This is a genomic window from Pseudomonas sp. I2 (assembly GCF_040984075.1).
GTDB classification, from domain to species: Bacteria; Pseudomonadota; Gammaproteobacteria; order Pseudomonadales; family Pseudomonadaceae; genus Aquipseudomonas; species Aquipseudomonas guariconensis_B.
In genome coordinates this window covers 26,104-51,691 of record NZ_JBCGFQ010000009.1, presented here as the reverse complement: position 1 = coordinate 51,691, position 25,588 = coordinate 26,104, and the positions used below count along the sequence as shown (strand labels likewise).

The following is a 25,588-nucleotide window of genomic DNA, read 5'->3' as shown; positions in this document are numbered from 1 at the left end:
TCGTCTGCCACCGTGAATCCCGATGGAGAAACATCTATGCATAGGATCGGTGCCGGTGTGATCGAGCGAATCACCCAGGCCTGTGTCTGCGCCAGCCTGCTGCTGGCGCCCGTGGCCGCCAGCCAGGCGGCTACCGAGGAGGACCCCTGGGAGGCGGTGAACCGCCCGATCTTCAGGTTCAACGATACCCTCGATACCTATGCCCTCAAGCCGTTGGCCAAGGGATACCAGGCGGTCACCCCGCAATTTCTCGAAGACGGCATCCATAACATCTTCCGCAACCTGGGCGACGTCACCAACCTGGTCAACGACCTGCTGCAGCTCAAGCCGCACGCGGCGGGCGTGGATACCGCGCGGCTGATCGTCAACACCACGTTCGGCCTGGGCGGTTTCTTCGATGTCGGCACCAAGATGGGCCTGCAGCGCAACGACGAGGACTTCGGCCAGACCCTGGGCTACTGGGGCGTGGGCAGCGGTCCGTACGTGGTGATCCCGTTCCTCGGCCCAAGCACCGTGCGCGACGGCCTGGCCAAGTACCCGGACACCTACACCAAGCCTTACCGCTACATCGACCATGTGCCGACCCGCAATTCGATCTTCGCCCTGGATGTGGTCGACACCCGCGCCGACCTGCTGTCGGCGGAAAAGCTGATCAGCGGCGACAAGTACATCTTCATCCGCAACGCCTACCTACAGAACCGCGAGTTCAAGGTCAAGGATGGGGAAGTCGAGGACGATTTCTGATCCCGGCGGGGATGAAAAAGGCGACCTTCGGGTCGATGCTGGTCAGTTAAGGGTTACAGCGCCATTGGGGGTGCGAAGCGGCCCCCAGGCTTAACTGACAGGCATTGACCCTGGAAATCAGTGCATCGCCAGGATGCGCAAGCCGAATTTCTGCTGACCATCGGGCTGCTCGGCGATCCACACCACCTCGGTGCTGGCGTGCAGGCCCTTGAGGGCAGGGTGGTCGGAATCGATACGTACCTCGATCCGGTCGCCCACCTGGAAATGCTCCCGTGCCTGCACCTGCATGCCGCCACTGGAGAGGTCGAGGCAGACTGCCGCGATCACCTGGTCGGCATGCAGCAGGGTGACTTCGGTATCGATGCGCATACGAATGAAGTCGCGTTTCTCGCCGTGGTTCGAGGGTATCTGGGACATGCTGCATCCTTCCCATCAGGTTGCGCGGGTCGGCTTTCTTATAACTCCCGGTGATTTGCCCTGTAAAGTGCGCAGCACTCGACCCTTGCATGCTTGAAACGCCTGGCGGATGGGAGTACCGTCTGCGCCTTACAGGGCACCTCTGCCAGTTGCCGGGCCAGTCTTCTTGGCCTACAACTCAAGTAGAGAGTCGCCACAGAGTATTCCAGTAGCTGCCCGTCCGCCTTGCCGACGTCGCTGCTCCAACCTAATCCGGCGCCGTTCGCCCACATGCAGAAACCCAGTGCAACGCTGCTGATCATCGATGACGACGACGTGGTCCGTGCCAGCCTCGCCGCCTATCTGGAAGACAGTGGCTTCAGCGTCCTCCAGGCCGCCAACGGCCAGCAGGGCCTCCAGGTCTTCGAAGAACACCAGCCCGACCTCGTGATCTGCGATCTGCGCATGCCGCAGATGGGCGGCCTCGAGCTGATCCGCCGGGTCAGCGAGCGGGCGCCGCAGTTGCCGGTCATCGTGGTGTCCGGGGCAGGGGTCATGAGCGATGCGGTCGAGGCTCTGCGCCTGGGCGCCGCCGACTACCTGATCAAGCCCCTGGAAGACTTGGCCGTGCTCGAGCACTCGGTGCGCCGTGCCCTCGACCGCTCGCGGCTGGTGCTGGAGAACCAGCGCTACCGCGACAAGCTCGAGGCTGCCAACCGTGAGCTGGAAGCCAGCCTGCACCTGCTGCAGGAGGACCAGAACGCCGGCCGCCAGGTACAGATGAACATGCTGCCGGAAAGCCCATGGTTGGCCGGCGACCTGTCGTTCGAGCACCAGATCATCCCGTCGTTGTACCTGTCGGGCGATTTCGCCGATTACTTCCGGGTGGACGAGCGCCGTATCGCCTTCTACCTGGCGGACGTGTCCGGGCATGGCGCTTCGTCGGCGTTCGTCACCGTGCTGCTCAAGTTCATGACCACCCGGCTGCTGTTCGAATTCAAGCGCAGCGGCAGGATGCGCGACTTCAAGCCTTCGCAAGTGCTGAGCCACATCAACCGTGGGCTGATCAACTGCAAGCTGGGCAAGCACGTGACCATGGTCGGTGGGGTGATCGACGAGGAAGCCGGGCTGATGACCTACAGCGTCGGCGGCCATTTGCCGCTGCCGGTGCTCTATACCCCGGGCCAGGCCCGTTACCTGGAGGGGCGCGGCCTGCCGGTAGGGCTGTTCGACGAGGCCAGCTACCAGGACCATGTGCTGGAGCTGCCACGGCACTTCAGCCTGACCCTGATGTCCGATGGCATACTGGACCTTTTGCCTGGGGACACACTCAAAGATAAGGAAGCGACCTTGCCGGAAATCGTCAAGGAAGCCGGTGGCAGCCTGGACGGGCTGCGCCAACGATTCGGATTGGCTACGCTTGGGGAGATGCCGGATGATATCGCCCTATTGGTGTTGAGCAGGAACCTTGAATGAGTACCGGTAGAATCCAGTTCGCCGAGCAGAGCGGGACCTTCGTTCTGAAATTCGTCGGTGAAGTGCGCCTGACCCTGTGTTCGGCGCTGGATGCGACGATCGAGAAAATCTTCACCGCGCTGAACTTCTCGGCCATCGTCATCGACCTGACCGAGACCGAAAGCATCGACAGCACCACCCTGGGCCTGCTGGCCAAGCTGTCGATCCTGTCCCGGCAGAAGGTGGGCCTGCTGCCTACCGTGGTGACCACCAACCCGGACATTTCCCGTCTGCTGCAGTCCATGGGCTTCGACCAGGTGTTCAACATCGTCGATCGCCCGGTCCCCTGCCCGGAATGCCTTACCGACCTGCCATCCCAGGACCAGAACGAAGAGGTGGTGCGCTCCAAGGTGCTGGAGGCGCACAAGATCCTCATGGGTCTGAACGACTCCAATCGTGAGGCGTTCCACGACCTGGTGAGCGCCCTGGAGCGCTCCTGAGCGAGCCCGGGCTACCGATGCGTGGCGTCAGTCCCGCACGAACTCGGTAGCCGCGGCGCCGTCGGCATTGAGCTGGAACACCCGCGCCGGCCGGCCTTGCTCATCGAAGAATACCTGCCCCAAACCTGCACTGTTCCACAGCCGCTCTCCCGCCTGGCTGTGGCTGGGTGTGCGTGGCACTACCTCCATCTGCCGGCGCTTGGTGAACCAGTTGAGTGGCGAATGTGGTGCATACAGCCAACGGTTGAGGCGATCGAGCACGTCCAGCAGGCGCTTGGGGAACTGGTTCTTGATCCCGCTGCTGGTGACCTGCCACAGGTGCGGGCTGCGCTGGCGGTGGCGGATCAGCACTTCATAGACGAAGGAGTAGTGCACGTCACCGGAAAGGATCACGTAGTGCCCGGGCGTGCGCGAATGGCGGAAGATGTTGAGGATCACCTGGGCCGCGCCGCGATGGGCCATCCAGTTTTCCGCGTCGACCAGCAGCGGATAGCCGAGCCCGCTGAAGACCCGTTGCACCGTCTCGATCAGTTTGACGCCGAAGATCGGTGCCGGTGACACGACGATCGCCGAAGGATGGTCGAGCAGGGCCTGTTGCAGCTCGCACAGCGCCTCCCAGTCGAGCAGGCCGGACGGCTTCTTCAGGCTGCTTTCGCTGCGCCAGCGGCGGGTGCGGGTGTCCAGCACCAGCAATGGCGGATCGCTGGGCAGGTCGAACTGCCAGCCCTGGAAGCGCAGCAGTTGGTCGATCAATTGGTCCTGGGCAGCGTTGTCCAGGTGCGCTTGGGCCGTTCGCTCGCCCAGGGCCCTGCAGGCTTCGGCCAGCCCCGCGCAGCCGTCCGGATCGTTACCCCAGCCCTGGCAGAGCAGGTAGCCGAGCAGGGCGTTGCCGATGATCCGCCGCGAGAAGGGGTGGCCGTAGGCGGTCTGTTCCCACTGCGCCGAAAGGTTCCAGTCGTCGGTGATGTCGTGGTCGTCGAAGATCATCAGCGAGGGCAGGTGGGCCATCACCCGGGCCACTTGACCGAGGCCGGCGGCGAACGCTTGGATCAGCGGCAGTTCTGCGCGATACCGGGCCTGGCGCGGTTCGCTCAGGCCTGCGGGCATGTCCATGCGCACCAGGCGCCAGGGCACTGGCGACCAGACCAGCAGGTACATGGCCATGACTTCCGCGAAGGTCACCAGGTGATTGTCGGCGTTGCTGCTGGAGAAGATCGGTTTGCGCTTGCCGCCGAAGAAGCGTTCGCGCAGGCTCTCGTTGCTTTCCTGGGCCGGCAGCAGGTCGGCGCGGTGGTAATAGCTGGCCGGGTGGCGGTACAGCGCGGTGCTGTCGTCGACCAGGGTGCCCTCGAGGTATTCGCCGAACAGCCCCAGGTGCTCGATGAGCTCATGGATGGCGCGCAGCATGGGGCCTGCTACGTCGTCGGCGTAGACCTGGTCGCCCGTCATCAGCAGCAGGGCGGGGCGCTCTTGCGGACGCTGGCAGGCTTGCAGCAGGCGGTCGGCGCAGAGCAGGCCATCGGCGGCGGGGTGATGGGGCTTGCGGCATGAGCCGTGAAGCAGTTGGTCGAGGCGCTCGCGCAGCACGAAGCTTGGCCGGCGGGTGCCGGGGTAGAGCAGGTGCGGGGCCCAGTCGGCGATGCCTTGGCTGTTGTCCAGCAGCAGATCGTAGCCGATGGCCTGGTTGCGAGGCAGCGGCTGGTCGAAGCGGATGTCCAGCAGGTGCACGAAGGCGTGCCGGCCCACTGGGATCACCTCGCAGGCAAGATTGGCCTCGATGCTTGGGCAATCGAGCACGAACCCGGGGCGAAGCGGTTGCGTGCCGACCAGCCAGATGGCCAGGCGCTGGGGTTCCAGGCGGCGCAGCACGGGGCCGGCGAGAATGAGGGGTAGGGTGGTCATCGACAGTTCAGGTTGCAAGCCGACGCATTCGCAGGCAAGTCCACAGAGGCTGCGTCGACCACACATAATGGGTTTGCAAGGCCATGTGGGGGCGGGCTTGCCCGCGAAAGCGTCAGTACGTTCAACGGGCAGTGCCTGCGCAAACGCAGCACCCAGACGAAAAGCGGGCGGAAATGCTCGGCATTTGCCGCCCGCGGGGCAAACCAGATTTGTATCAGGCTTTTTCAGCCATCAACGCTTCCAGCTTCTCCTGGTCCCGGGCGAACTGGCGGATACCCTCGGCCAGCTTCTCCGTGGCCATGGCGTCTTCGTTCATCGCCCAGCGGAACTGGCTTTCGTTCAACTGCTGCTTGGCCTCACCGGCATTGCCGGGTTGGAGCACGCGCGGCAGTTGGCCCTGGTCGTCGCTCAATTGCTGCAGCAGCTCGGGGCTGATGGTCAGGCGGTCGCAACCGGCCAGTTGCTCGATCTGGCCGATATTGCGGAAGCTCGCGCCCATGACCACGGTGTCGTAGCCGTTGGCCTTGTAGTAGTTGTAGATGCGCGTCACCGATTGCACGCCCGGGTCTTCGGCGCCGACGTATTCCTTGCCGGTGCTCTTCTTGTACCAGTCGTAGATACGGCCCACGAACGGCGAGATCAGGAACACCCCGGCATCGGCGCAGGCCTGGGCTTGGGCGAAGGAGAACAGCAGGGTCAGGTTGGTCTGGATCTGCTCGCGTTCGAGCTGCTCGGCGGCGCGGATGCCTTCCCAAGTGGATGCCAGCTTGATCAGCACGCGATCACGCGGGATGCCGGCCTGTTCGTACAGCGCGATCAGTTGGCGGGCCTTGGCCAGCAATGCCGGTTCGTCGAACGACAGGCGTGCGTCCACTTCGGTGGAAATGCGCCCTGGAATGACCTTGAGAATGCCTGAGCCGACGGCCACGGCGAACTTGTCGCAGGCCAGGTCCACATTGCCCTTGGCGTCGGCCCTGACTTGCCTGAGCAGGTCGGCGTAGCCGGGAATGGCGGCGGCCTTGAGCAGCAGCGAGGGGTTGGTGGTGGCATCGACCGGCTTGAGGCGGGTGATGGCGTCCAGGTCCCCGGTGTCGGCGACCACGGTGGTGAACTGCTTGAGTTGTTCCAGCTTGGAGGTCATGGGCGTGCTCTGTCCTGTGCAATGACTCGACATTACCCGAGCCCCGGCGACCGCTCAAGGGCCGGGGGGCAGGATGGGCGAGGGAATGAAGGTTCGAGTCGAAAGCGCACCCGGGGTTCCGTCAGCGGCCCTGCAGCAGCTCGGCGGCCTGGTCGAGCACGGCCAGCGGCTCGGCGGCCTTGTGGATGTCTGCCGACAGCAACTGGCGGAAGCGCCGGGCACCGGGGAAGCCCTGGCCCAGGCCGAGGATGTGGCGGGTGATGTGATGGATGGCGCCGCCGCTTTCCATGTGCGCGACGATATACGGACGCAGCCGTGCCAGCACCTCGCTGCGGCTGATGACCGGCGCCGTGCTGCCGAACAACTGCTGGTCTACTTCGGCCAGCAGGTAGGGGTTGTGGTACGCCTCGCGGCCTAGCATCACGCCGTCGAAGGTCTGCAAGTGCACGTGGCACTCTTCCAGTGTCTTGATACCGCCATTGAGCACCAGCTCCAGGTCCGGGAAGTCGGCCTTCAACTGCGCGGCCACGTCATAGCGCAGCGGCGGGACCTCACGGTTCTCCTTGGGCGACAGGCCTTCGAGGATGGCGATGCGCGCATGCACGGTGAAGCTGCGACAGCCCGCCTCGCGCACCTGGCCGACGAAGTCGCACAGCTCGGCATAGCTGTCACGGCCATTGATGCCGATGCGGTGCTTGACCGTGACTGGGATGTGCACCGCATCGCGCATGGCCTTGACGCAATCGGCCACCAGCGCCGGGTGGCCCATCAGGCAGGCGCCGATCATGTTGTTCTGCACCCGGTCGCTGGGGCAGCCGACGTTGAGGTTGACCTCATCGTAGCCGGCGTCCTCGGCCAGTCGGGCGCAGGCTGCCAACTCCGCCGGCACACTGCCGCCCAGTTGCAGGGCCAGCGGGTGCTCGGTGTCGTCGTGGCGCAAGAAGCGATGGGCGTCGTTGTGCAGCAGGGCGCCGGTGGTGACCATCTCCGTGTAGAGCAGGGTGTGCCTGGACAGCAGGCGCAGGAAGAACCGGCAATGGCGGTCTGTCCAGTCCATCATCGGTGCAACGCTGAAGCGGCGAGAGGGCTCAGGGCGCATGGTTTCTGGCGTAGAGCCTGATTTTACAGTCATTTCGTTCAACGTGTTTTGTACCGATTTTCGGGTGTTTGGGGGCGTTTTTACCAAGCGCTTGGTACAATGTACCAATCGAATTAGGACGTGTACCAATTCTCATGGCAACGATCAGACCCCGCAAGAAGGCCGACGGCACCATCAGCTACACAGCTCAGATCCGCATCAACCGCGACAAAGTGACAGTTTACCAAGAGAGTCAGACGTTCGCCCGCAAACAGGCAGCGGTGGCCTGGGCGAAGCGACGGGAAACCGAGTTGGCAGAGCCTGGTGCAATCGAGAGAGCGAGTCGGGTAGGGCACACGATCAAGCAGATGATCGACCGCTACCTGGTCGAGGCCGAGAAAGCCCGGCCGCTGGGCGAGACGAAGCGGCGCACGTTGAATGCCATCAAGAACAGCTACCTGGGTGAGAAGCTGGATTCTGATATCAGTCAGCAGCTGCTGGTGGACTATGCCCTTTGGCGGATGAGTCCCGAAGGGGGAGGAATCAAGCCCCAGACGGCGGGCAATGACCTAGCGCACCTAGGCTCTGTGTTGTCATTGGCCAGAGCGGCATGGGGGTATGAGATTAATCCGCAGGCGATGCCTGATGCTCGGCTTGTATTAAAGAAATTCGGCTACAACATGAGGAGCCGTGAGCGGGATCGGCGACCGATGTTGGAAGAGATCGATAAGGTGCTCGAGCATTTTTTCGATATGCTGCGGCGGCGTCCCAGTGTGATCCATATGCCCAAGGTAATGGCGTTTGCAATTTTCTCTACGCGCCGTATGGATGAAATAGCACGCATTTTATGGGAGGACCTAGACGAGCACCGTCAGGCGGTGAAAGTGCGGGACATGAAGAATCCTGGGCAGAAGATTGGCAACGATGTGTGGTGCCATTTGCCAGATGAGGCGTGGAGGATTGTGCAAAGCATGCCGCGTCAGTGCGCTGAGATCTTTCCTTACAACACTGATTCAATCGGTACGGCCTGGTCGAGGGCATGCAAGATGGTCGGTGTGGAAGACCTACACTTTCATGATTTACGCCATGAAGGTGTAAGCCGCTTGTTCGAAATGGATTGGGACATACCGCGGGTATCGAGCGTCTCAGGTCATAGGGATTGGAACTCGCTGCGGCGATATACCCATCTTCGTGGAAGGGGAGATCGATACAAAGATTGGAAGTGGTTGGAGCGGATCGTCCACTCTCCAGTGACCCTAGGCGCCCGGGTTGACTAGCAGGCTGGGTAGCGAGAGCTCCTGCTAGTCATGCTTTGGGTTGCTTGCTGCCAGCTGAGACGACCGCAGTAAAACTTCCGGCGAAGTGGTGGCGCAACTCTTTTGGCATGTCGTATGAAAAATGAATGAGCCAAGAACCATCGCCCAGCCGCAATGCTTCCTGACGGTATCGCTCCACTTGAGCTTCCTCTACTCCTATTGCATCTGCGACCTCTCTGTTTGTTGGCTCGCTATCCATCGATACTCATCTCCTTGGGCTAAATGACAAATAAATAGCCTAGCTGACCACATTTTCCAATCTATTGACCCCCTTTCGGAGGGTGTTCGAAAGCGTCAATCATTTTTCAGCTGGATTTGGAGGATTTCATCTCCGAATTGATCTTTTTCTCCTGTCGGGCTCCATCCTAGATACCGATAGAAGCTATAGGAGCGAACATTGGGATCGCTGGAACAAGCCAAGAACAGACGATGAAATCCCTGTTTTTTGAGTTTTTCAACCATCATCCCAAGCAGTGTTTTGCCGACTCCCTGCCCTTCGTATTCAGGTAGGACGGCCAAGACAACGATTTCCCCAGTATCTCGATCCCCAAAGCAATAGCCAATCATGTCGCCACTCGCACAGGCGATGAAGCCAGGGCAGCTACCATCTGCGATACCAGTTCTCCAAGATTCGGCAGTGACGCCCAACTCTCTCAGCTCTTCTTCAGAAAATGCGTTTTCCCGCGTCATACCTCGGATCTTGATGCACAGTGCAGCGTCGTCGGGCTTGGCAGGGTGATAGGTTAAGTTGGACATAGGTGTTATCACTATATTATTGGGATGCCGCGGTTATGGTTAAGGGGACGGGGATAATAGCCGGTATTCACGTTAATGATTACATTCGTAAAATCATTTGTTAATGTCAAGTAGGTCGGTGTTTTAAAGTGTAATGACATTCGCTTTCGATAGCCGCTGTTGGGCGGTACTGGAGGTGCAGAGGCAAAGGTTGAGGCTGCAGGATATTTCAGAGTCCTAACAATATCGTCCGCGCTCAATGGCCGGCGATACTGCGCGGCCATTGGCGGTAGTTGATCGAAGAAGGCTAAACTGGCGGGTCGGGGCGGGTGCAAACAGATGGTTTGGCGGGAGATTCTGTTTAAGTGAGGTGAAATTAATTGTCAGCCTGCCCGTAACGTTTTATTCAATTGTGCGCACTCTTTATGGGCGGCATCCCGTTGCTCATCCAAGTACAAAGCTAGATCAGCGATGTGGACGCCTCGAGCAGTTTTCTGGCTCGCTTCGAGCCTAGTGATAGGAAGCTTGATCTGTCCGGCGAGCACTTTGCGTTGGAACATATCAGGGGTAAGGTGCGTAAAGTAGTCGCTACATACCTGCTCGAGCGAGATGATTGCTTTACCGTTGTACTGCGCCATGAGAACGAAAGCGGTGTTCATGCGTGTGCTTCCCCATTGCTCTTTTGTCTTTCTGTTTCATCTAGCAGGGGGCGTGCTGAATCCACTGCTGCCAATGCTTTATCGGTATTCGCTTCAGAGTAAGAGTTCGCTGCCTTGTCCTCGACATAACGAAGGGCCAGTCGATTAATTAGGTCGGGCTTCCAGCCCTCGGCGATCTCCGTGTATATGTAACGGTGTGCGTACTCGAACAGCTGATCGATGGAGAGAGGCTGCAGGCGCTGCTCGCCGTTCTGTACGGCGACCAGGCGATTGCGATATAGCCCGGCCGGGCCGAGCCAGGCGACGGCAGTGTGTTCTGCGTCAGACATGGGACAGTCGTTGGCTTCGGGGCGCTCGCCTTGAGCCCAGCGGTCGCACTTCTGGCAGTAGTGCAGGCCACCATCGTATGGATCGGCAGTGCGCCAGTGATGTTTGTGCGTGCTCATGCTGACTTCTCCGTGCGAGCAGAAATGGGGGCGGTGCTGCGCAGCTGGGCATGGATCCGCTTGGCGATCGCCTGGAGGCCAGCGGCTTGCTCCGCAGCCTGGTTTGCCAACTGAGACTTCAGCGCTTTCATGGTCTGTTCGGCAACCCGCAGCGTTCTGGAGGTTTCCATGAGGAGGGCGTAGTCAGACTTGGTCACCGCCAGGCCGGTGTATGACATGATCCGCTCCTCGAGCTCGGTGATGGTGCGCTTGAGGTTGGCGACGGTGTGGTGGTGTTTGCGCTGTTCTGCCTCGCGGTCGACCAGCGATTCGTCCAGGCGGGCGCGGACGACCTGCCAGGACTCGTCGGTTGGGCTCAGGAACCCGGCTTGCTGTAGGGCGGCTTCAATCGCCTGTGCCATCTGTTCCGAGGTGACGTAGGTCCCGGCCTGATCTGCCAGTGTCGCGTCCATCGCGGCGACGATGCAGCTGATGGCGGAAGGGTGCGTATACCCCTCGGCAGGCTGCGCGTGCGGGCGATTTTTAGCGATTAGCGTTGCATCAAAGGGCGCTGCCTCGCGCAGCATGTCGTGGGGTATCAGCGCCTCGGCGGGGCTGCTGAGGGGATGAATAATGCCTGCTGCTTCGCAGCAGAGACTCTTTGTTTTCTGCGCGTCGATGCTGGAAACCTCGCGGAACGAAGCGGGAATGGAATCGCGGATCGCCTGCGTCATATCGTGCCCGCTTCCCTCCGATGCAGAGATCTGCAGCGATACCGAAGTGGGGCGGCTATGTCCTGCGCGCGGCGGGGAATCGAAAAGCAAGCCGGTTGGGTGGTTGGCACGACTTGCTTTTTTGCCCAGGAAATAGGCGTAGGCAAACAGCCCGATGATGAACAGGCAGATGACGAAGAGGGCGACGACCTGTTGAGTTGTCATGGTTCTTACTCCTTGTGGTGTGCGGGCCGGTGGTGGCGGCTCTTGCTGGTGGTGGTCCTACTTGTCTTGCTCGGTTGGGCGGGACTGCTTCTCGTCCGCCAGGTAGGCCCTGCTGTCGATCAGGGCGGCAACATGGCGGATATGGGCGAACTTCAAGGCTTTCTGGCTGTTGTCCAGCGTGGTGACGGGCAAGCAGATCCGGCCGACCTTCAATTGCTCAGCAAAAGTGTCTTCGTTGAGGTTGCGGAAGTACTGCACGCGCACCTTTTCGAGTGGGATGAGCACATCGCCAAAGGTGCGGTACAGCAGCTCCACGGTGGTTGCATCAGGTGCGTGCGGAAGGCGCAGCGCGAGTTGGTCGGTAGTGCTCATCAGGCTTCGGGCTCTCCCTGAGCTTGTGGCGTGACGGATGGTTCCAGGTGATTTCGCAGTGCTTGCGTACCAGATCGCGCCATTCCTCTGGGACCTGCAGGAGCGCTTCGTTGCGCTCCGCACGGGTTTTGAGCTGGAGGATCTGGGCCGCGTACTGCCTAGGCCGCATAACGCTTGTCTTCCGGTGGTGTTTGAAGTTGGAGCGCGAGACGTTCCGCCAGCCAGGGGATCCCGGCCTGCTTCACGCGAGTCGATTCGCTGTACTGCATACCCGAGGTCGGGTGATACCACTTGCCCTCCTTGATACGCAGGTACTCGCGGTCACGGGTGGGGTAGCGGGGCAGATTGCGCTCGTTCAGCAGTTCTTTCTCACGCATTCGACGGATCAGCTCGTTGCGGCTGATCCCCAATTGCTTGGCAGTCTGTGCAAGGGTGCGTTCCACGGTCACCTCCTACGCCGCGTCGGCGAGCACAGGCTCGGCCGGAGGCATGTCAGCGGTATCCAGCTTCCCGTTGGCAATGGCCTCGAGGTGCGCCGCGATCTTTCTCGCGCTGCCAAGGTTGTTCGCGGGCACGGTCAGGCTGTTCACCGTGGAACCCATGCGGATCGTCACGGTGAGCTGGTCGAGATAGACCTCGGTCTGCAGGGTGGCCTTGATGCGGGCACCATTCGCTTCGTCGCGGAGGGTGTGGGTGAACTGCCCGGACAGATTGGTCTGCGCCGTCAGGCAGGCAAAGGAGTTTTGACTAAGTGCATAGCTCATGCTGCGTGCCCTCCATCGTCCGGCGTGGAGGGGCGGAACGGGGATGGAAGCTTTGGTCGTTTGGTGGTGGAAAACGCGCAGCCGTGCTGCCTAGCGAGGCGGCGAATTTTGAAGATCAAGTCGACTGATGCAGCGGCCGGATGGACGTGCAAGGAAGCTGTGGTGTGCATGGTATTGCCTCACTCTGTGGTGGAAGAGTGGAGCGAATATCAACCAGCGGTTGCTAAATGTCAACCATCATTCTCCGCGCAAACCAGCAGGTCAGTGGTAGAGTAAGGCCTAACGCCACTACGAAGGCTCTCTACTTATGAGACTCAAAACTCTTCCTGTTAAGGTAGATCCAGATTCAATTTATGAAAATGATAGGTTACGTAGAAAGGAATACGTAGATAACTTAACCGTGCTGCTCTCTAATGTTGAGGCCCCTTTAGTTCTATCGATCAATGCTCCGTGGGGCGCTGGCAAAACCACTTTTCTTAAAATGCTCCACGCGAATTTGGCATCTCAGAAAACTAATGCTGTTTATTTTAGTGCTTGGGAAACAGATTTCGCCTCTGATCCGTTGCTTGCATTTCTGGGAGAGATGAATGCTTTTCTCTCCAGCCAGCTTCAGGACAGTTTCGGTAAAAGAGCCTGGGAAAAAGCCAAAAGCGCTGGGGGCCAGATCCTTAAGCGTGTGGTGCCCGTCGCTGTCAAAGTTGGAACCGCTGGTGTTATAGATTTAGAACAAGCGCTTGAAGGTGAAGCTTCAGCTTTAGCAGGGGCGCTTTCAAACGACCTCATTGAGAGCTATATAAAAAATAAGGAGTTAATCGACGTTTTTAAAGAAAATATAATAAAGATGCTGGTTGGGACGGAGGAGAACGAGGGGCTGGGGCGTCTGTGCATATTTGTAGACGAGTTGGATCGTTGCAGGCCTACTTATGCTATTGAGCTGCTTGAGCGTATCAAGCATTTATTGGATATACCAGGCTTGATATTCGTGCTAGCGTTGGACAAGACTCAGCTAGCACACAGTGTGAAGGCCGTGTACGGGGCTGACTTCGATGCGGCAGGTTATCTTAAGCGTTTTATTGATATCGAATATGGCTTGCCAGAGCCGGACTTAGATGTCTTTGTCGATTATTTATTTGATCACAATGATTTTGAAGCTTACTTTAGATCAACGGGCATGCAAGATCTCCAGCGTGATGGACAAAGCTTGCGTAGCAGCATGCAGCTTCTCGCAAAGTCACAAAAGCTATCGCTGCGATCAATCGAGCAGCTCTTCACTCGATTGAAACTCTTGATTATCAGCACTCCCGTCAGCCAACCATTTCATCCTGATATAACGCTTTATCTGATCTATCTAAAGGAATTTGACCGTTTGGCTTATGAAGGGTTCGTCGTGGGTGGCAGCGAAGCTCAGAGGTCTATCGATCTTATACCCAAAGTATTTTCTTCTGGATATGAGTCCTCTGAAATGGTTCATCAATTCGTCCATGCTGAAATTTTGTCAGCGCAATCAAGCAAAGACCCGGAATGGGTTAAGCTTCAAATTGAGGGGCTAAAAAGACTGCAGTCTGAAGGTACTGAGCTTAGCCAGTATTATGCAGGTCGGGTTATTCAGTTGTACGAATACCATCAGGGCATCAGATCAAGAGTCAGGATTCAGCCGCTGATTCGGAGAGTAGAGATGCTTGAGAATTTCCAAATGTAGAAATCTAGATTGTTATTCTGGTGTAAATGAGCCAATGACTTTCCCGCAGATAACTGTCTCCTCTGTTATTTGGATTATCGGATACTGCGGGTTAATTGGCTTGAGGTAATACTTTCCGGCATCTTCGACTAGCACTTTGAAGGTCGCTTCGTTAGTCCTCGAGAGCCTTGCAACTACACGATCGCCCGTGATTGCCTCAACATCAGGATCAACAAATATGATACAACCTTCCGGATAACTTCTACCCTGTGCAGGGTTTGTCATCGAGTCGCCGCGAACTCGAAGTGCATAACCATTGCGGCTGATTGGGACTGGACAAGATAACCAGCGTTCGGCAGCGTACGCGTCAATATTGCTTGTAACATCGCACCAAGCACCTGCTTGAACCCAGGATATAAGAGGCACTTTTCCCATTGTCTCAGAAACTGGTGAGATATTTCCCGGCTGGGAGCCGTCGCTCGCCTCATCCTTTTCACCGGTTCCGTACTCGAGCCACTCTCGTCTCACCCTAAGCCAATCGCTAAGAGCAACCATGCTGTCCGGCTCTGCGATCGACTCAGCGTTGAGCCATTTGCTAATCGCTTGGGTGGTTTTGTGCACTCCTCGCTTCTGCAGAGCCTTATGAACATCGACGCCTCGCCCGCGCTGGCGCACCCCTGCTTGGTCAAGGGCTTGGTGCAGGCGAGAGGTGAATTGCGTGCGTAAGAAATTTTTATCAACCATGAGTTGATGGTTGCACAAGACTTGCGCAATAGTCAGTTGATGTTTAATATCAACCGGAAGTTGACAAAAAGGAGGCCGCATGGCGATTTCTCAGATGGCTGATAACCCGGTGGCGATGGCATTCGATGCTGTAGGTGGCATAGGTGCTGCTTCCCGCCTATGTGGGAGGTCAGTCCAAGCTCTAAATAAATGGCGCCAATCCGCTGTCCTGCCACGTACTGAGTATACGGGTGAAACGAACTACTCAGCTCTGCTAGCTGCTGCGGCTGCCAAAAAGGGTCGCCCCTTCGACGCTGCGTGGCTACTCGACGCTGCTGCACCCCGAAAGCCCTGCAGCTAAGAAAAAAGGCGACCCAAAGGCCGCCTCGTTTCCCCCAGTAGTACCACCACAGTGCTACCGGGCCGCGTTCAAGGATGTGGCGCACACCACGAAACAACTGTCCTTGACCACGTAGATCCTGACACGCGTGCCAGGAGCCGCTTTCTCCACCACAGATGGGCGGCGTTATCGGTGTAGTCCTTGGAATGCACCGGCAGTGACTCTCTCAAGCCACGCGGCGAGTGTAACACCACCGCTCGTCGCTGGCACTGGCAGCCTTCATGGCGTAATGCCACGTGCCAGAACGGAGGCAAGTGATCGCCTCCAGAGCTCAGCAGTAGCACCACGATGCTGCCGGGCCGCGTGATGGGTATGCGGACACACCACATAGGTCTGTTTGCCTTGATCGCACCGCCTAGGCAGGGAGCCTGGGTGCCACCTCCTTCACCACGGGAGGTGGTTGTTTCGCCTGGGGCAGTAGATGGATAGACGCCCCGGCCCGAGGCCTTATAGGCCTCCGCTAACCGGCTATTTACTCTCTCAACCGCTATGCGGTGCATGCACCACCACTGCACGCCGCAGGCACTGGCTACCGACAAGGACAATGCCATGAGCCGAACCGCAATGAGCTGCCTCGAGCGCGCTAAGCGCGAAGTTCTGCCGCTCGAACTCGCGCTGTACCATGCTGTACGTGACTACCCAGGCGGTGCTGCTGCCATCGCGGCCACCACTGGCCGCAACGCCACCACACTCCAGCACAAGCTGTCCCCCACCCATCCCACCCATATTGTCAATGTCCAGGAATTCGGCGAGATCCTCGAGCTGACCAAAGATCCGCGGATCCTCGACTCGGTGCATGCTCTGGTCGGCGACACCATCTGGCAAGAGCTCTCCGGCGCCTACAGCCATGACGTTCCCGAAACCTTGACCATGGGCCTTGCGGCGTTCTTCCGCCAGGTCGCCAACCTGTCCGAAACCTGGGCGCGCAGCATCGGCGACGGCAAAGTCGACGATCAGGAACTCGCGGAGATTCAACAGCAAGTCTTCCGGGGCATCCAGGGCTTGCTCGGCATGTACCGCCGTGCCGAGTACGTCAACCAGACCACTCGAGGGGCGCGTCGTGGCTGATATTGCTGATTTGGCGAATGATCGCGCCCAGTGGCACTTGGACTTGGCGCTGGCAGCCCGCAAGCCTCCCCCCGTGCGCGTCTCTCTTGAGGAGTGCGTGGATTGTGATGAGCCAATCTCTCAGGCACGCCGGGTAGCAGCCCCAGGCTGCATGCGCTGCACGGATTGCCAGGTCTTAAACGAGAAGCAAGGGGCTCGTCATGCTCGATAAAGTTCTCGACCAGTTGCACGACTATGGCCTTCAGCCTGACCAGCCTCTGATCTTCGGCAAACTGACTCGCTGCCGCACCAAAGATGACAAGGGCAAGGAAAAGAACGGTTGGTATGTCCTGCATGAGCATTTGACCGAGAAAGGTCAAACCCTGATCTTCGGCAGCTTTGGTGATTGGCGCCTGGGCGAAACACAAAAGGTGAAAACCGACGGTCGTGGCCTGACCCCGGAAGAGCGTGAGGTGATGCGCGCCCGTCAGGCCGACGCCAAGCGGCGGGCAGCGGAGATCGCTGCCAATGCGGCCCGTCGTGCGGCCTCACGTGCGGAGGCGTTATTCAAGCGCATGCCTGTGAAGGGGCGTAGCGCCTACCTGGATCGCAAGCAGGTGGTTGGCTTCGGCGTTCGCTATGCACCGAAGTCGGGCGCGGTGCTCGTCCCGATGCAGAATGCCCAGAATGCCATCGTCGGCCTGCAGGTGATTTACCCGGAGGCCCAGGCGGATACCGGGCGCGACAAGTCCTACTGGCCGGCTGGCATGGCGAAGGAGGGTGCGTTCCACATGATCGGTAGCCACCCTGAGCCGGGCGAGCCGGTGCTGGTGTGTGAGGGCTACGCCACCGGCGCTAGCCTGCACATGGCGACTTCCCGGGCGGTGGCCATCGCCTTCGACGCGGGCAACCTGATGGCGGTCGCCAAGCACATGCGCGAGCGCTTCCCGGGCCGGTCCATCATCATCTGCCGCGATGACGACTGGAAGACTAAGCGGCCCACGGGCGAGCCCTGGAATCCCGGCGAGGAAAAGGCCAACAACGCGGCGGTGGTGGTCGGCGGCCAAGTTGTCGGTCCGATCTTCTCCGGCGACCGCGAGGTCAAGTGGACCGACTTCAACGACCTGCACTGCGCCGAAGGCCTCGAGGCGGTGCGTCGGCAGGTCACGGCGGTGATCAAGCCCCCGGCCACGGGGGGGTGGAAAGACATGCTGGCCCGGACCGAAAATGGCGCCCTCATCGCGCACATGCAGAACGTCGAGCTGATACTGGCCAACGATGAGCGGTGGAGCGGGGTGATCGGTTACAACGCCTTCAGCTCGAAGATCATGCGTCTGCGGGCTGCACCCTATGGTGGTGAACCTGGTGAGTGGAGCGATATCGATGACATGCGCGTGATGAAGTGGCTGGCCCAGCAGAAGAACCTGCGCGTGAAGGCCTCCCACGTCGTCGAAGCGGTGAGCATTGTCGCTCATGACAACGCTTACCATCCTGTGCGCAGTTACCTGGCCAAGCTCGAGTGGGATCGTGTGCCGCGTCTGGAGCGCTGGCTGCATGAGATCTTCGGCGTCCCTCGGAACGAATACAGCGCCAAGGTTGGCAAGCGCTGGATGATCTCGGCGGTGGCCCGTGTGATGAAGCCCGGCTGCAAGGCGGATGCGGTGATGATCCTCGAAGGCGCGCAGGGCGAGGGTAAGTCCACGGCCCTGGGCATTCTTGGGGGCGAATGGTTCATGGACACGCCGTTTACTTTGGGCGACAAGGACGCGTTCCAGGCGATCCGGGGCAAATGGATCGTCGAGCTGGGCGAGCTGGACAGCTTCAACAAGGCCGAGAGCACCAAGGCCAAGCAATTCTTCTCGGCCTCCATCGACACCTACCGCGAAAGCTATGGGCGAAGAACGAGCGACGTGCCACGCCAGTGTGTTTTCGCGGGCACCACCAACCAGGATGAATACCTCAAGGACGCCACCGGTAACCGGCGTTATTGGCCGGTCGCTTGCGTCAAGGTCGATCTGGAGGCATTGCGCCGGGTCCGTGACCAGCTGTGGGCCGAGGCCATGTTCTGCTACCAGGCCGGTGACATCTGGTGGGCCACTCGGGAGGAGGAGGAGCTGTTCACTACCGAGCAGGAAGAGCGCTTCGTGGTGGATGAATGGGAAGGACCGATCCTCAAATGGCTGGAGGAATCGCAGGTCGGAGAGACGGTCACTGGGAGCGAGGTGTTGGGCCAGGCGCTCAACCTGGACCCTGGCCACTGGGGCAAGCCCGAGCAGATGCGCGTGGGGTCGATCATGCACCGCCTGGGGTGGCGGCGTCGGCGGCTCGCCGCGCTACCGAAGAGTGGCAAGCGGCCCTGGGCGTACCAGAAGCCCGAGGGCTGGGGGCGCACCAGCGCCTTGGAGCAGCAGCCACCAGCGCCGAAGGAGGAATGCTTTTGATCAAGCATATCGATGAGATGCTGAAGCTGTGGGCGCAAGAGCTGCACACGCCATGCGAGCGCTTCGGCGGTTCAGGTGGTGGTAGCATGCTTGGGCTCCTCATGGACTGTCAGGGCGACCTGATCCGAGGCACCAGAGGAAGCCGGGTGCTGCTTGATGTGTCTGCCGACATCGAGATCATCGTGAACAAGCACCTGGAGCCCCAGTTGTACGTCATTGTCCGTGAACACTACTGCAACCATGACAGCCTGCTCGAGCAGAAAATGGCGTATTGCAGGTGCAGCAGAAAGACGTACTATGAGCGCCTGCACCAGGCCCATGTGGCTATTCAAGGGCTATTGAAGGGGAAGAAGGCTGCATGATCCGCCACCTTTGGTCCTACCGTCCCGCTGTGGTCCTGCCGCATTTTTTGCAGGTCAGCCCAGCTCCAGCCCGCGCAAATCGCGGGCTGTCCCACCGTCCCGCCGCCCCCCATGGGCGCACACGTAAGGCGCGTGCATCGCATTACGCGCGCATTTGCGCGCAGCGTGTTTTTAATCTCTCTCTTTACACGGGAAAGGGGTTAGAACAGTTAGACGGTGGGACAGCCCTTGATTTTAAAGGGTTTTATTAGGCCCACCGTCACCGCTCCCTTTGGGCCCTATGGGTCAGCGCCAAAGTGAAGCTAAGCCGTGGTGGTGTATTCCCCCGACATTTGCCAGACATTCCCCAGGCGTTTACCCCTTATTGCGGGGTGGCATTAAAACTTGCTTGCTGCCAGGAAACTGGACCTGTAAAAAGTACCCATCTTCGAGACGTGCGGGCGCACAAAGCAGCCCGCCAAACACTGAAAACCCCGGCCCTGGCGCCGGGGTTTTTGCATTTGGGGGATTCGATGAACAGCGAACAACAAGCGTTGGCCGAAGCACCGATCTGGATGGTGATCGTGCTGTCCCTGGTCGGCGGGGTGGCCGGCGAGATGTGGCGTGCCGACAAGGCCGGTGTGCGGGGCTGGCCTTTGCTGCGCCGAATCGTATTGCGGTCGGGGGCCTGCGTGGTGTGTGGCTTGTCCACGATCATGTTGTTCTACTCGGCGGGCATGTCGATCTGGACGGCGGGCGGGATTGGTTGCCTGACCGCGATGGCGGGTGCCGATGTCGCCATCGGCTTGTACGAACGCTGGGCCGCCAAGCGCCTGGGCGTCTGCGAGATGCCGCCGCGCAGTGGCGAGCCGGGTCAGTGAACTGGCCGAAACCCTGGCCGGGGCAGGGGACCCTGGCGACTTGGCCGGGGTACGGGACGGGAAACCCGCGGTTCTGCGTTAGTGGGAGGTTCACCAGCTTAGTGAACTGCGGTGAACTGGTTAACCCCCTGAATTCATTGGGTGAACTGGACATTCCAGCATGAGCTACCTGACCAAATCGGAGTTCGCTGCCCGGCACGGATGGTCGAAATCCTACGTTTCCAAACTGGCCAAGCAGGACCGCCTGGTGCTCACCGACGACGGCAAGGTCGATGTCGAAGCAACCGAGGCGCTACTGGCCGAATCCGCTGACCCCAGCAAGGCCGCTGTCGCGGCCCGTCATGAAGAAAATCGTGTGGAGCGGGATGTCCGCAGCCAGCTCCAATTGGCCGGCGATATACCTGCGGTGCAGCTGGCGGTTGAGCCGGTGGTTCAGCAGCCCGGCAAGGGCCTGGATTTCCAGAAGGCGAGGGCGCATCGCGAGTTCTATCTCGCCCAACTTGCCGAAGCTGAGTTCCACAAGGTCCAGGGCAACTTGGTCGAGCGCAAGCCGGTCGAGGAAGCGGCCTTTGCTGCTGGGCGAATGCTTCGAGACCAGTTCTTCGGCCTCGCCCCGCAGCTTGCCGCCGAAGTCGCAGGCATGACCGACTCCTGGGACATCGAGAAACACCTTACCGACACCTTCCGCCGCGTCTTCACGGACGCCGCGAAGATGAACGACACCGACCTCGAAAGAGCCATGACACCGAGCTGAGCCTATGCCTACCGGATACGCTGACGGTGCCAAGGCGTACCGCGAGGCGTATTGCAGAGGGCTGATGCCCGACCCGGAACTGTGGGTCGATGAATGGGCGGACGAGTTCATGCGGATCCCGCGTGACACTGGCGCCGCCGAGCCCGGCAAGTACCGCACCGACCGTACGCCGTATGCCCGTGAACCCATGCGCTGCCTGTCACCTGCTCACCCCTGCAAGCGGGTAATCACCAAGGTTGCCTCGCAGCTGATGAAAACGCAGATTGCCCTGAACTGGATCGGGGCTTTGATCCACATGTCGCCATCTAACATCCTGACGCTTTTGCCCAGCCTTGCGCTGGCCAAGCGCGTGTCATCACGGATCGGCAAGACCATCGCTGTCACCCCTGAGCTGAAGGCACGAGTCGCCGCCAACCGCTCGCGTGATTCGCGCAACACCATGGACACCAAGGAGTTTGAGGGCGGCACGCTCTACGCCACGACGGCTGGCTCTGCCTCCAACTTGGCAGAGTTGGCTGCGCGTTTCGTCTACGGTGATGAGGTCGACCGCTGGGACGTGGACGTTGATGAAGAGGGCGACCCTATCGAGCTGGCGGAAACTCGTGGCAGTACCTTCGGGCGTAATGCCAAGTTCTATTTCTCCAGCTCGCCTACCATCAAGGGCGCGTCGCGGATCGACGACCTGTTCCAGCAGAGCGATCAGCGGTACTACTACGTGCCGTGTCCGACTTGCGGCCACATGCAGGTGCTCCAGTGGGAGCGCCTGCTGTACTCGCCGGACTTCGCCACCGTGCATTACCAGTGTGCCGGGCCTGAGTGCGATGTGCTGATCGAAGAACATCACAAGGGTGACATGCTGGCCAAGGGCGAGTGGCGCGCTCATGCCAAGGGCGACGGAGAGACGGTGGGCTTCCACCTGAACGCGCTCTACTCGCCGTTGGGGTGGGTGTCCTGGTCTGACTTGGCCAAGCAGTACGAAAAGGCCAAGAAAGCGCAGGATCGCGGCGACCTTGAGCCCATGCAGGTGTTTTACAACACCCGCTTGGCGGAAGTCTGGGACAGCGCGGTCGAGCAGACCAAGGCGGAAGTGCTCCAGGCTCGAGCCCTGCAGGAAGACTACGTGCTCGGCACCTTGCCCGTGGGCGTCCTGGCGCTTACCTCTGCCGTCGACGTCCAGGCCAACCGCCTGGAGCTGATGACCATGGGTTATGGCGCCGGTATGGAGCGCTGGGTGGTCGATCACCAGGTAATCCCTGGCGATCCAGCCGATGAGCGCACCTGGGCACTGCTGGACGAGCGCTTGAAGGTTCGATACCGCCACCCTTGCGGCGTTTCCCTGGGCATCCTGGCCACCGGCATCGACTCCGGTGGTCACCACACCCATGAGGTGTACCAGTTCACCAGGGTGCGTCGCTGGCGCAACGTGTTCGCGCTCAAGGGGGCGAGCAAACCGGGTCGTCCCGTCATCGCCCAGCGCCCGTCCCAAGTCGATGTCACCTGGAAGGGCCAGACCGAACGCAATGGTGCCGAGCTGTGGATGATCGGTACCGACACGGCTAAGGACTGGATCTACAACCGCTACAGCTTCGAGTCGGGGCCTGGCGCGCTGCACTTCGCCAAGGATCTGCCTGACGAGTTCTTCCAGCAATGTGTGGTTGAACGCAAGATCGCCCGCTACGTGAAGGGCTACAAGCGCATCGAGTGGGTCAAGGGCAAGGCCGAGCGCAACGAAGCGCTGGACCTCATGGTGTACAACCTGGCCATGGCGCACTACCTCGGGCTGCACCGCTACGGCGAGCATGACTGGGACAAGCTTCGCCAGGCCCTGGCCCAGGCCAGTCTGTTCGATGAGCACGCGCCTGCGAAGCCATCTGTCACCGAGCAGGCTGACGTTGATGATCTCGAGCCGGGCACTGAGCAAGAGCCAGCACCGCAGCCCCCAGCCCGGCCGGCTCCTTCGGCCCCATCGCCGAAACCTCGTCCGGCACCTCAACCAATGCAACGCCGCAGCTCAAGCAGCGGCTATCTGAAGAGACGCTGACATGGCATACACCCAGGCACACCTCGCGGCTGTCGAGCGTGCGATTGCGCGTGGCGAACGGATCGTCCGCTACAGCGATCGTACCGTTGAGTATCGCTCGGTAGACGAACTCATCCGGGCCCGTGACCTGATCCGCACGGAGCTTGCCCAGTCCGCTGGGCCGCGCTCCCGAGTGGTTCGGCTCTACCACGGAGGTAAAGGGCTGTGAGCGGCCGCTACCTCACTCTCACCCGCTCCGGCCTGCTGGTGCCGGAGCGAATCAAGGCCAGCTATGAAGGCGCCGCCGAGGGGCGACGTTCCTCTGGCTGGGATGCCCCGGACACAGGGCCCAACAGCCTGCTCATGCCGGCCCTGCGCAACCTGCGTTCGCGTTCACGGGCGGCGGTGCGCAACGACCCGTATGCGGCGAATGTGATCGACAAGCGGGTCAGCAACCTGATTGGTACCGGCATCACCCCTCAACCTCGGCTGCTGGACAAGGCCCTGCGCAACGCCATGCAGGTGCTGTGGGAGGATTGGGTAGACGAGTCGGACGCCGACGAACTCACCGACTTCTACGGCCAGCAGGCCCTGGTGGCGCGCACGGTCGAGCAGTCGGGCGAATGCTTCGTGCGGTTGCGGCCCCGGCGTCTGGAAGACGGTTTGGCGGTACCGCTGCAACTACAGTGCCTCGCGCCGGAGTTCGTGCCGCACGACAAGTTCGAGGTCACCCGGTCCGGCAATGTGATCCGCGCTGGTATCGAGTTCAACAGCATCGGGCGCCGGGTGGCTTACTACTGCTATCGCAACCACCCCAGCGACAAGGCCTCGCTCAACGCCGGTCACAACCTTCTGGTGCGCGTTCCGGCCGAAGAGATGTTGCACATCTTCGAGCCGCTGGAGCCCGGCCAGTTGCGCGGGGTGCCCCGGTTGGCGCCGATACTGAAGCGCTTGCGCAGCCTGGACAACTACGACGACGCGGTGCTGTTCCGTCAGGAGGTGGCCAACCTGTTCGCCGGCTTCGTTCGCAAGCCGGCGCCGGAAGGGGTAGGGCCTCCACCATTGGATATGGTCACAGGTGCTCCGGTCACGCACGACCGTGACGGCTTCACGCCGATGGTGGCCCTGGAGCCGGGCACGATGCAGGAGTTGCTCCCGGGCGAGCAGGTTGAGTTCTCCGATCCACCTGACGGCGGCAACAACTACCCCGACTTCATGCGGCAGCAACTCATGGCTGCAGCAGCAGGGGCAGGCCTGCCTTACGAGCTGATGACCGGCGACATGCGCGACGTGAACGACCGGGCGATCCGTGTGGTGCTCACCGAGTTTCGGCGTCGCCTGGAGCAGTTGCAGTTCCAGGTGTACGTCCATCAGCTGTGTCGCCCGGTGCGGGCGGCTTGGATGGACATGGCGGTGCTGGCCGGGGCCTTGGACCTGGCGGACTACACCCAGAGGCGTCGCGAGTACCTGCGTACGCGGTGGGTGCCACAAGGCTGGGCCTACATCCACCCGGTTCAAGACGTTCAGTCGCGCATGCTCGAGGTCGGCGCGGGCTTTGCCTCGCGCAGCGAGATGTGCCTGCGGTCTGGTACCGACGCGGAAATCGTGGACGAAGAAAACGCCGCCGATATCGCTCGGGCAAAGGGCCTGGGCCTCAAATACAGCAGCTTGTCGGCCATCGAGGATGAGCCAGATGAGCCCGACGAGAAGGGGAAAACATGAAACCGCTGATGCCGTTTCGCATCTTCAACAAGGCCAAGTCCACGCAGCAGGTCGAGGATGAACACTGGTACAGGATCACCGCAGCAACTGAAGGTGAGTCTGGAGCCAAGGTCATCGAGGTCTATGTCTACGGCGAAATTGGTGCTTGGGGCATCACCGCCAACCAGTTCATCCAGGACCTCAAGGCAGTGGATGATGGCGTTTCGGAAGTCGTGGTGGCCTTTAACACCAATGGCGGCGACTTGTTCGAGGGCCTCGCCATCCACAATGCGCTGAGCCGGCTGGGTGAGCGTTGTACTGGCCGGGTCGATGCCTTGGCCGCCAGTGCCGGCAGCGTCGCAGTGTGTGGCGCTCACCGTGTGATCATGGCGTCGAACGCCATGCTGATGATCCACAACCCTTACACCTGGGTTGGTGGTGATGCGGAAGATCTCCGTCGGGTGGCCGATGTGCTCGACCAGGCGTTCGAGGCAATGATCGCCGCCTACAAGGCCAAAGCGCCGGATATCGATGATGCCGAGCTGCGACGCCTGATCAACGACGAAACCTGGCTCACGGCCCAAGAGGCGCTGGAGCTGGGGTTGGCTGACGAGATCGGCAATGGCGTCAAGGTTCAGGCGTGTTTGGGGCAGGGCACCGCCCTGGCGCGCTACCGGAACACCCCGCAAGCGTTGTTGGATCAGTTGCGTGCCAGCCAGGCCGAGTCGGACACCCCGAGCGAACCCGCTCCGAAGGGTGAGCCGGTAGCGCCGCCAGCGGCCGATTCGACGGCGTTGGCTTTGATGATCACCCAGGCGTGTGCCAAGGCCGGCATCAGCAACCTGGTGGCGCCACTGATTGCCTCCACCAAGCTGGCCGACGAAGCCACGGTACAGGCCGCCTTGACCCGTGCCAAAGCCGTGCGCGATCTCTGTGTTGCGGCGCGCTTGCCAGAGATGACTGCCGACTTCGTGAGCGCTGGTCTGGACGCGACAGCTGTTCGGGCGCGGTTGTTCGACAAGCTGGTCGGCTCGGGCAAAGGCTTCGAGATCGACAATAGCCTGCCGCCAGCCGACGACGAGCCGGAGAAGGTCAAGGCGAAGCTGCCCAACCCCAGCAATATCTGGTCTGCCCGCCGGCAGGCCGCTCAACAACGCACCGGCAAAGGAGCCTGAGC

The 25,588-nt window shown here is 60.4% G+C and carries 28 protein-coding genes; 15 read left to right on the top strand and 13 right to left on the bottom strand.

Annotation, left to right across the window (positions count from 1 at the left end; translation table 11 throughout):
* Positions 1-36 precede the first annotated feature (36 nt).
* Complete coding sequence (locus WCE05_RS06640; RefSeq protein ID WP_225786900.1) at positions 37-744, top strand: VacJ family lipoprotein; 708 nt, start codon at positions 37-39, stop codon at positions 742-744.
* Between the two features lie 117 nt (positions 745-861).
* On the opposite strand, the gene WCE05_RS06635 is transcribed toward WCE05_RS06640, so the two are convergent.
* Positions 862-1,161, bottom strand: coding sequence for a PilZ domain-containing protein (locus WCE05_RS06635; RefSeq protein ID WP_225786899.1), 300 nt, complete (start codon positions 1,159-1,161; stop codon positions 862-864).
* A gap of 270 nt (positions 1,162-1,431) precedes the next feature.
* On the opposite strand from WCE05_RS06635, the gene rssB reads away from it, so the two are divergent.
* Positions 1,432-2,616, top strand: coding sequence for a two-component system response regulator RssB (gene rssB / locus WCE05_RS06630; RefSeq protein WP_225786898.1), 1,185 nt, complete (start codon positions 1,432-1,434; stop codon positions 2,614-2,616).
* Positions 2,613-3,095 (top strand): anti-sigma factor antagonist RssC, encoded by a 483-nt coding sequence (gene rssC / locus WCE05_RS06625; protein ID WP_194787571.1) that lies wholly within the window; start codon positions 2,613-2,615, stop codon positions 3,093-3,095. Before rssB ends, rssC begins: the two co-directional genes overlap by 4 nt.
* A 27-nt stretch (positions 3,096-3,122) precedes the next feature.
* On the opposite strand, the gene WCE05_RS06620 is transcribed toward rssC, so the two are convergent.
* The 3 genes from WCE05_RS06620 to dusA form a co-directional block, all read right to left on the bottom strand.
* Entirely contained in the window at positions 3,123-4,997 is a 1,875-nt protein-coding gene (locus WCE05_RS06620; RefSeq protein ID WP_368815641.1) for an alkaline phosphatase D family protein, read from the bottom strand.
* 214 nt (positions 4,998-5,211) lie between these two features.
* Positions 5,212-6,138 (bottom strand): transaldolase, encoded by a 927-nt coding sequence (gene tal / locus WCE05_RS06615; RefSeq protein ID WP_253080492.1) that lies wholly within the window; start codon positions 6,136-6,138, stop codon positions 5,212-5,214.
* Positions 6,139-6,259: 121 nt separating this feature from the next.
* The gene (gene dusA / locus WCE05_RS06610) at positions 6,260-7,237 is read right to left on the bottom strand and encodes a tRNA dihydrouridine(20/20a) synthase DusA (protein WP_253080491.1); all 978 of its coding nucleotides are present in this window, start codon (positions 7,235-7,237) and stop codon (positions 6,260-6,262) included.
* A gap of 134 nt (positions 7,238-7,371) precedes the next feature.
* On the opposite strand from dusA, the gene WCE05_RS06605 reads away from it, so the two are divergent.
* A complete protein-coding gene (locus WCE05_RS06605) occupies positions 7,372-8,493 on the top strand; it encodes a tyrosine-type recombinase/integrase (protein ID WP_368815640.1) in 1,122 nt (373 codons plus the stop codon).
* Positions 8,494-8,521: 28 nt separating this feature from the next.
* On the opposite strand, the gene WCE05_RS06600 is transcribed toward WCE05_RS06605, so the two are convergent.
* The 8 genes from WCE05_RS06600 to WCE05_RS06565 all read right to left on the bottom strand — a co-directional run bounded on the left by WCE05_RS06600 (position 8,522) and on the right by WCE05_RS06565 (position 12,425).
* Positions 8,522-8,731, bottom strand: coding sequence for a hypothetical protein (locus WCE05_RS06600; protein ID WP_368815639.1), 210 nt, complete (start codon positions 8,729-8,731; stop codon positions 8,522-8,524).
* A gap of 95 nt (positions 8,732-8,826) precedes the next feature.
* Positions 8,827-9,288 (bottom strand): N-acetyltransferase family protein, encoded by a 462-nt coding sequence (locus WCE05_RS06595; RefSeq protein ID WP_368815638.1) that lies wholly within the window; start codon positions 9,286-9,288, stop codon positions 8,827-8,829.
* 362 nt (positions 9,289-9,650) lie between these two features.
* Positions 9,651-9,926 (bottom strand): pyocin activator PrtN family protein, encoded by a 276-nt coding sequence (locus WCE05_RS06590; RefSeq protein ID WP_368815637.1) that lies wholly within the window; start codon positions 9,924-9,926, stop codon positions 9,651-9,653.
* Positions 9,923-10,372 carry a hypothetical protein gene (locus WCE05_RS06585; protein ID WP_368815636.1) on the bottom strand — a complete coding sequence of 150 codons (450 nt, stop codon included), beginning with the start codon at positions 10,370-10,372 and terminating at the stop codon, positions 9,923-9,925. The genes WCE05_RS06590 and WCE05_RS06585 overlap by 4 nt, the downstream gene beginning before the upstream one ends.
* Positions 10,369-11,289 (bottom strand): hypothetical protein, encoded by a 921-nt coding sequence (locus tag WCE05_RS06580; RefSeq protein ID WP_368815635.1) that lies wholly within the window; start codon positions 11,287-11,289, stop codon positions 10,369-10,371. The genes WCE05_RS06585 and WCE05_RS06580 overlap by 4 nt, the downstream gene beginning before the upstream one ends.
* Before the next feature lie 57 nt (positions 11,290-11,346).
* A complete protein-coding gene (locus tag WCE05_RS06575) occupies positions 11,347-11,661 on the bottom strand; it encodes a pyocin activator PrtN family protein (protein ID WP_090343911.1) in 315 nt (104 codons plus the stop codon).
* Between the two features lie 158 nt (positions 11,662-11,819).
* Positions 11,820-12,104 (bottom strand): phage antirepressor KilAC domain-containing protein, encoded by a 285-nt coding sequence (locus WCE05_RS06570; RefSeq protein WP_368815634.1) that lies wholly within the window; start codon positions 12,102-12,104, stop codon positions 11,820-11,822.
* A 9-nt stretch (positions 12,105-12,113) separates the two neighbouring features.
* Positions 12,114-12,425: a hypothetical protein gene (locus WCE05_RS06565; protein WP_368815633.1), complete on the bottom strand. Its 312-nt coding sequence runs from the start codon at positions 12,423-12,425 to the stop codon at positions 12,114-12,116.
* 307 nt (positions 12,426-12,732) lie between these two features.
* Between WCE05_RS06565 and WCE05_RS06560 the strand changes: the two genes are divergently transcribed.
* The gene (locus tag WCE05_RS06560) at positions 12,733-14,124 is read left to right on the top strand and encodes a P-loop NTPase fold protein (RefSeq protein WP_368815632.1); all 1,392 of its coding nucleotides are present in this window, start codon (positions 12,733-12,735) and stop codon (positions 14,122-14,124) included.
* Between the two features lie 12 nt (positions 14,125-14,136).
* Here the strand turns inward: WCE05_RS06560 and WCE05_RS06555 are convergent, their stop codons facing one another.
* Positions 14,137-14,928, bottom strand: a complete 792-nt coding sequence (locus tag WCE05_RS06555; RefSeq protein WP_368815631.1) for a LexA family protein — start codon at positions 14,926-14,928, stop codon at positions 14,137-14,139.
* An 847-nt stretch (positions 14,929-15,775) separates the two neighbouring features.
* On the opposite strand from WCE05_RS06555, the gene WCE05_RS06550 reads away from it, so the two are divergent.
* The 10 genes from WCE05_RS06550 (at position 15,776) to WCE05_RS06505 (ending at position 25,586) form a co-directional block, all read left to right on the top strand.
* Complete coding sequence (locus WCE05_RS06550; protein ID WP_368815630.1) at positions 15,776-16,294, top strand: phage regulatory CII family protein; 519 nt, start codon at positions 15,776-15,778, stop codon at positions 16,292-16,294.
* Entirely contained in the window at positions 16,287-16,505 is a 219-nt protein-coding gene (locus tag WCE05_RS06545; RefSeq protein ID WP_368815629.1) for a TraR/DksA C4-type zinc finger protein, read from the top strand. The genes WCE05_RS06550 and WCE05_RS06545 overlap by 8 nt, the downstream gene beginning before the upstream one ends.
* On the top strand, positions 16,495-18,714 hold the full coding sequence (locus WCE05_RS06540) for a VapE domain-containing protein (RefSeq protein ID WP_368815628.1): 2,220 nt from the start codon (positions 16,495-16,497) through the stop codon (positions 18,712-18,714). Before WCE05_RS06545 ends, WCE05_RS06540 begins: the two co-directional genes overlap by 11 nt.
* Positions 18,711-19,076: a hypothetical protein gene (locus WCE05_RS06535; protein WP_368815627.1), complete on the top strand. Its 366-nt coding sequence runs from the start codon at positions 18,711-18,713 to the stop codon at positions 19,074-19,076. Before WCE05_RS06540 ends, WCE05_RS06535 begins: the two co-directional genes overlap by 4 nt.
* A gap of 512 nt (positions 19,077-19,588) precedes the next feature.
* Positions 19,589-19,936, top strand: a complete 348-nt coding sequence (locus WCE05_RS06530; protein WP_368815626.1) for a phage holin family protein — start codon at positions 19,589-19,591, stop codon at positions 19,934-19,936.
* A gap of 160 nt (positions 19,937-20,096) precedes the next feature.
* Positions 20,097-20,690 (top strand): terminase small subunit, encoded by a 594-nt coding sequence (locus tag WCE05_RS06525; RefSeq protein ID WP_368815625.1) that lies wholly within the window; start codon positions 20,097-20,099, stop codon positions 20,688-20,690.
* Between the two features lie 4 nt (positions 20,691-20,694).
* On the top strand, positions 20,695-22,731 hold the full coding sequence (locus tag WCE05_RS06520) for a phage terminase large subunit family protein (protein ID WP_368815624.1): 2,037 nt from the start codon (positions 20,695-20,697) through the stop codon (positions 22,729-22,731).
* A gap of 1 nt (position 22,732) precedes the next feature.
* Positions 22,733-22,939: a phage head-tail joining protein gene (locus WCE05_RS06515; protein WP_253081159.1), complete on the top strand. Its 207-nt coding sequence runs from the start codon at positions 22,733-22,735 to the stop codon at positions 22,937-22,939.
* Complete coding sequence (locus WCE05_RS06510; protein ID WP_368815623.1) at positions 22,936-24,432, top strand: phage portal protein; 1,497 nt, start codon at positions 22,936-22,938, stop codon at positions 24,430-24,432. The genes WCE05_RS06515 and WCE05_RS06510 overlap by 4 nt, the downstream gene beginning before the upstream one ends.
* Entirely contained in the window at positions 24,429-25,586 is a 1,158-nt protein-coding gene (locus WCE05_RS06505; protein ID WP_368815622.1) for a head maturation protease, ClpP-related, read from the top strand. The genes WCE05_RS06510 and WCE05_RS06505 overlap by 4 nt, the downstream gene beginning before the upstream one ends.
* Positions 25,587-25,588: the final 2 nt, after the last annotated feature.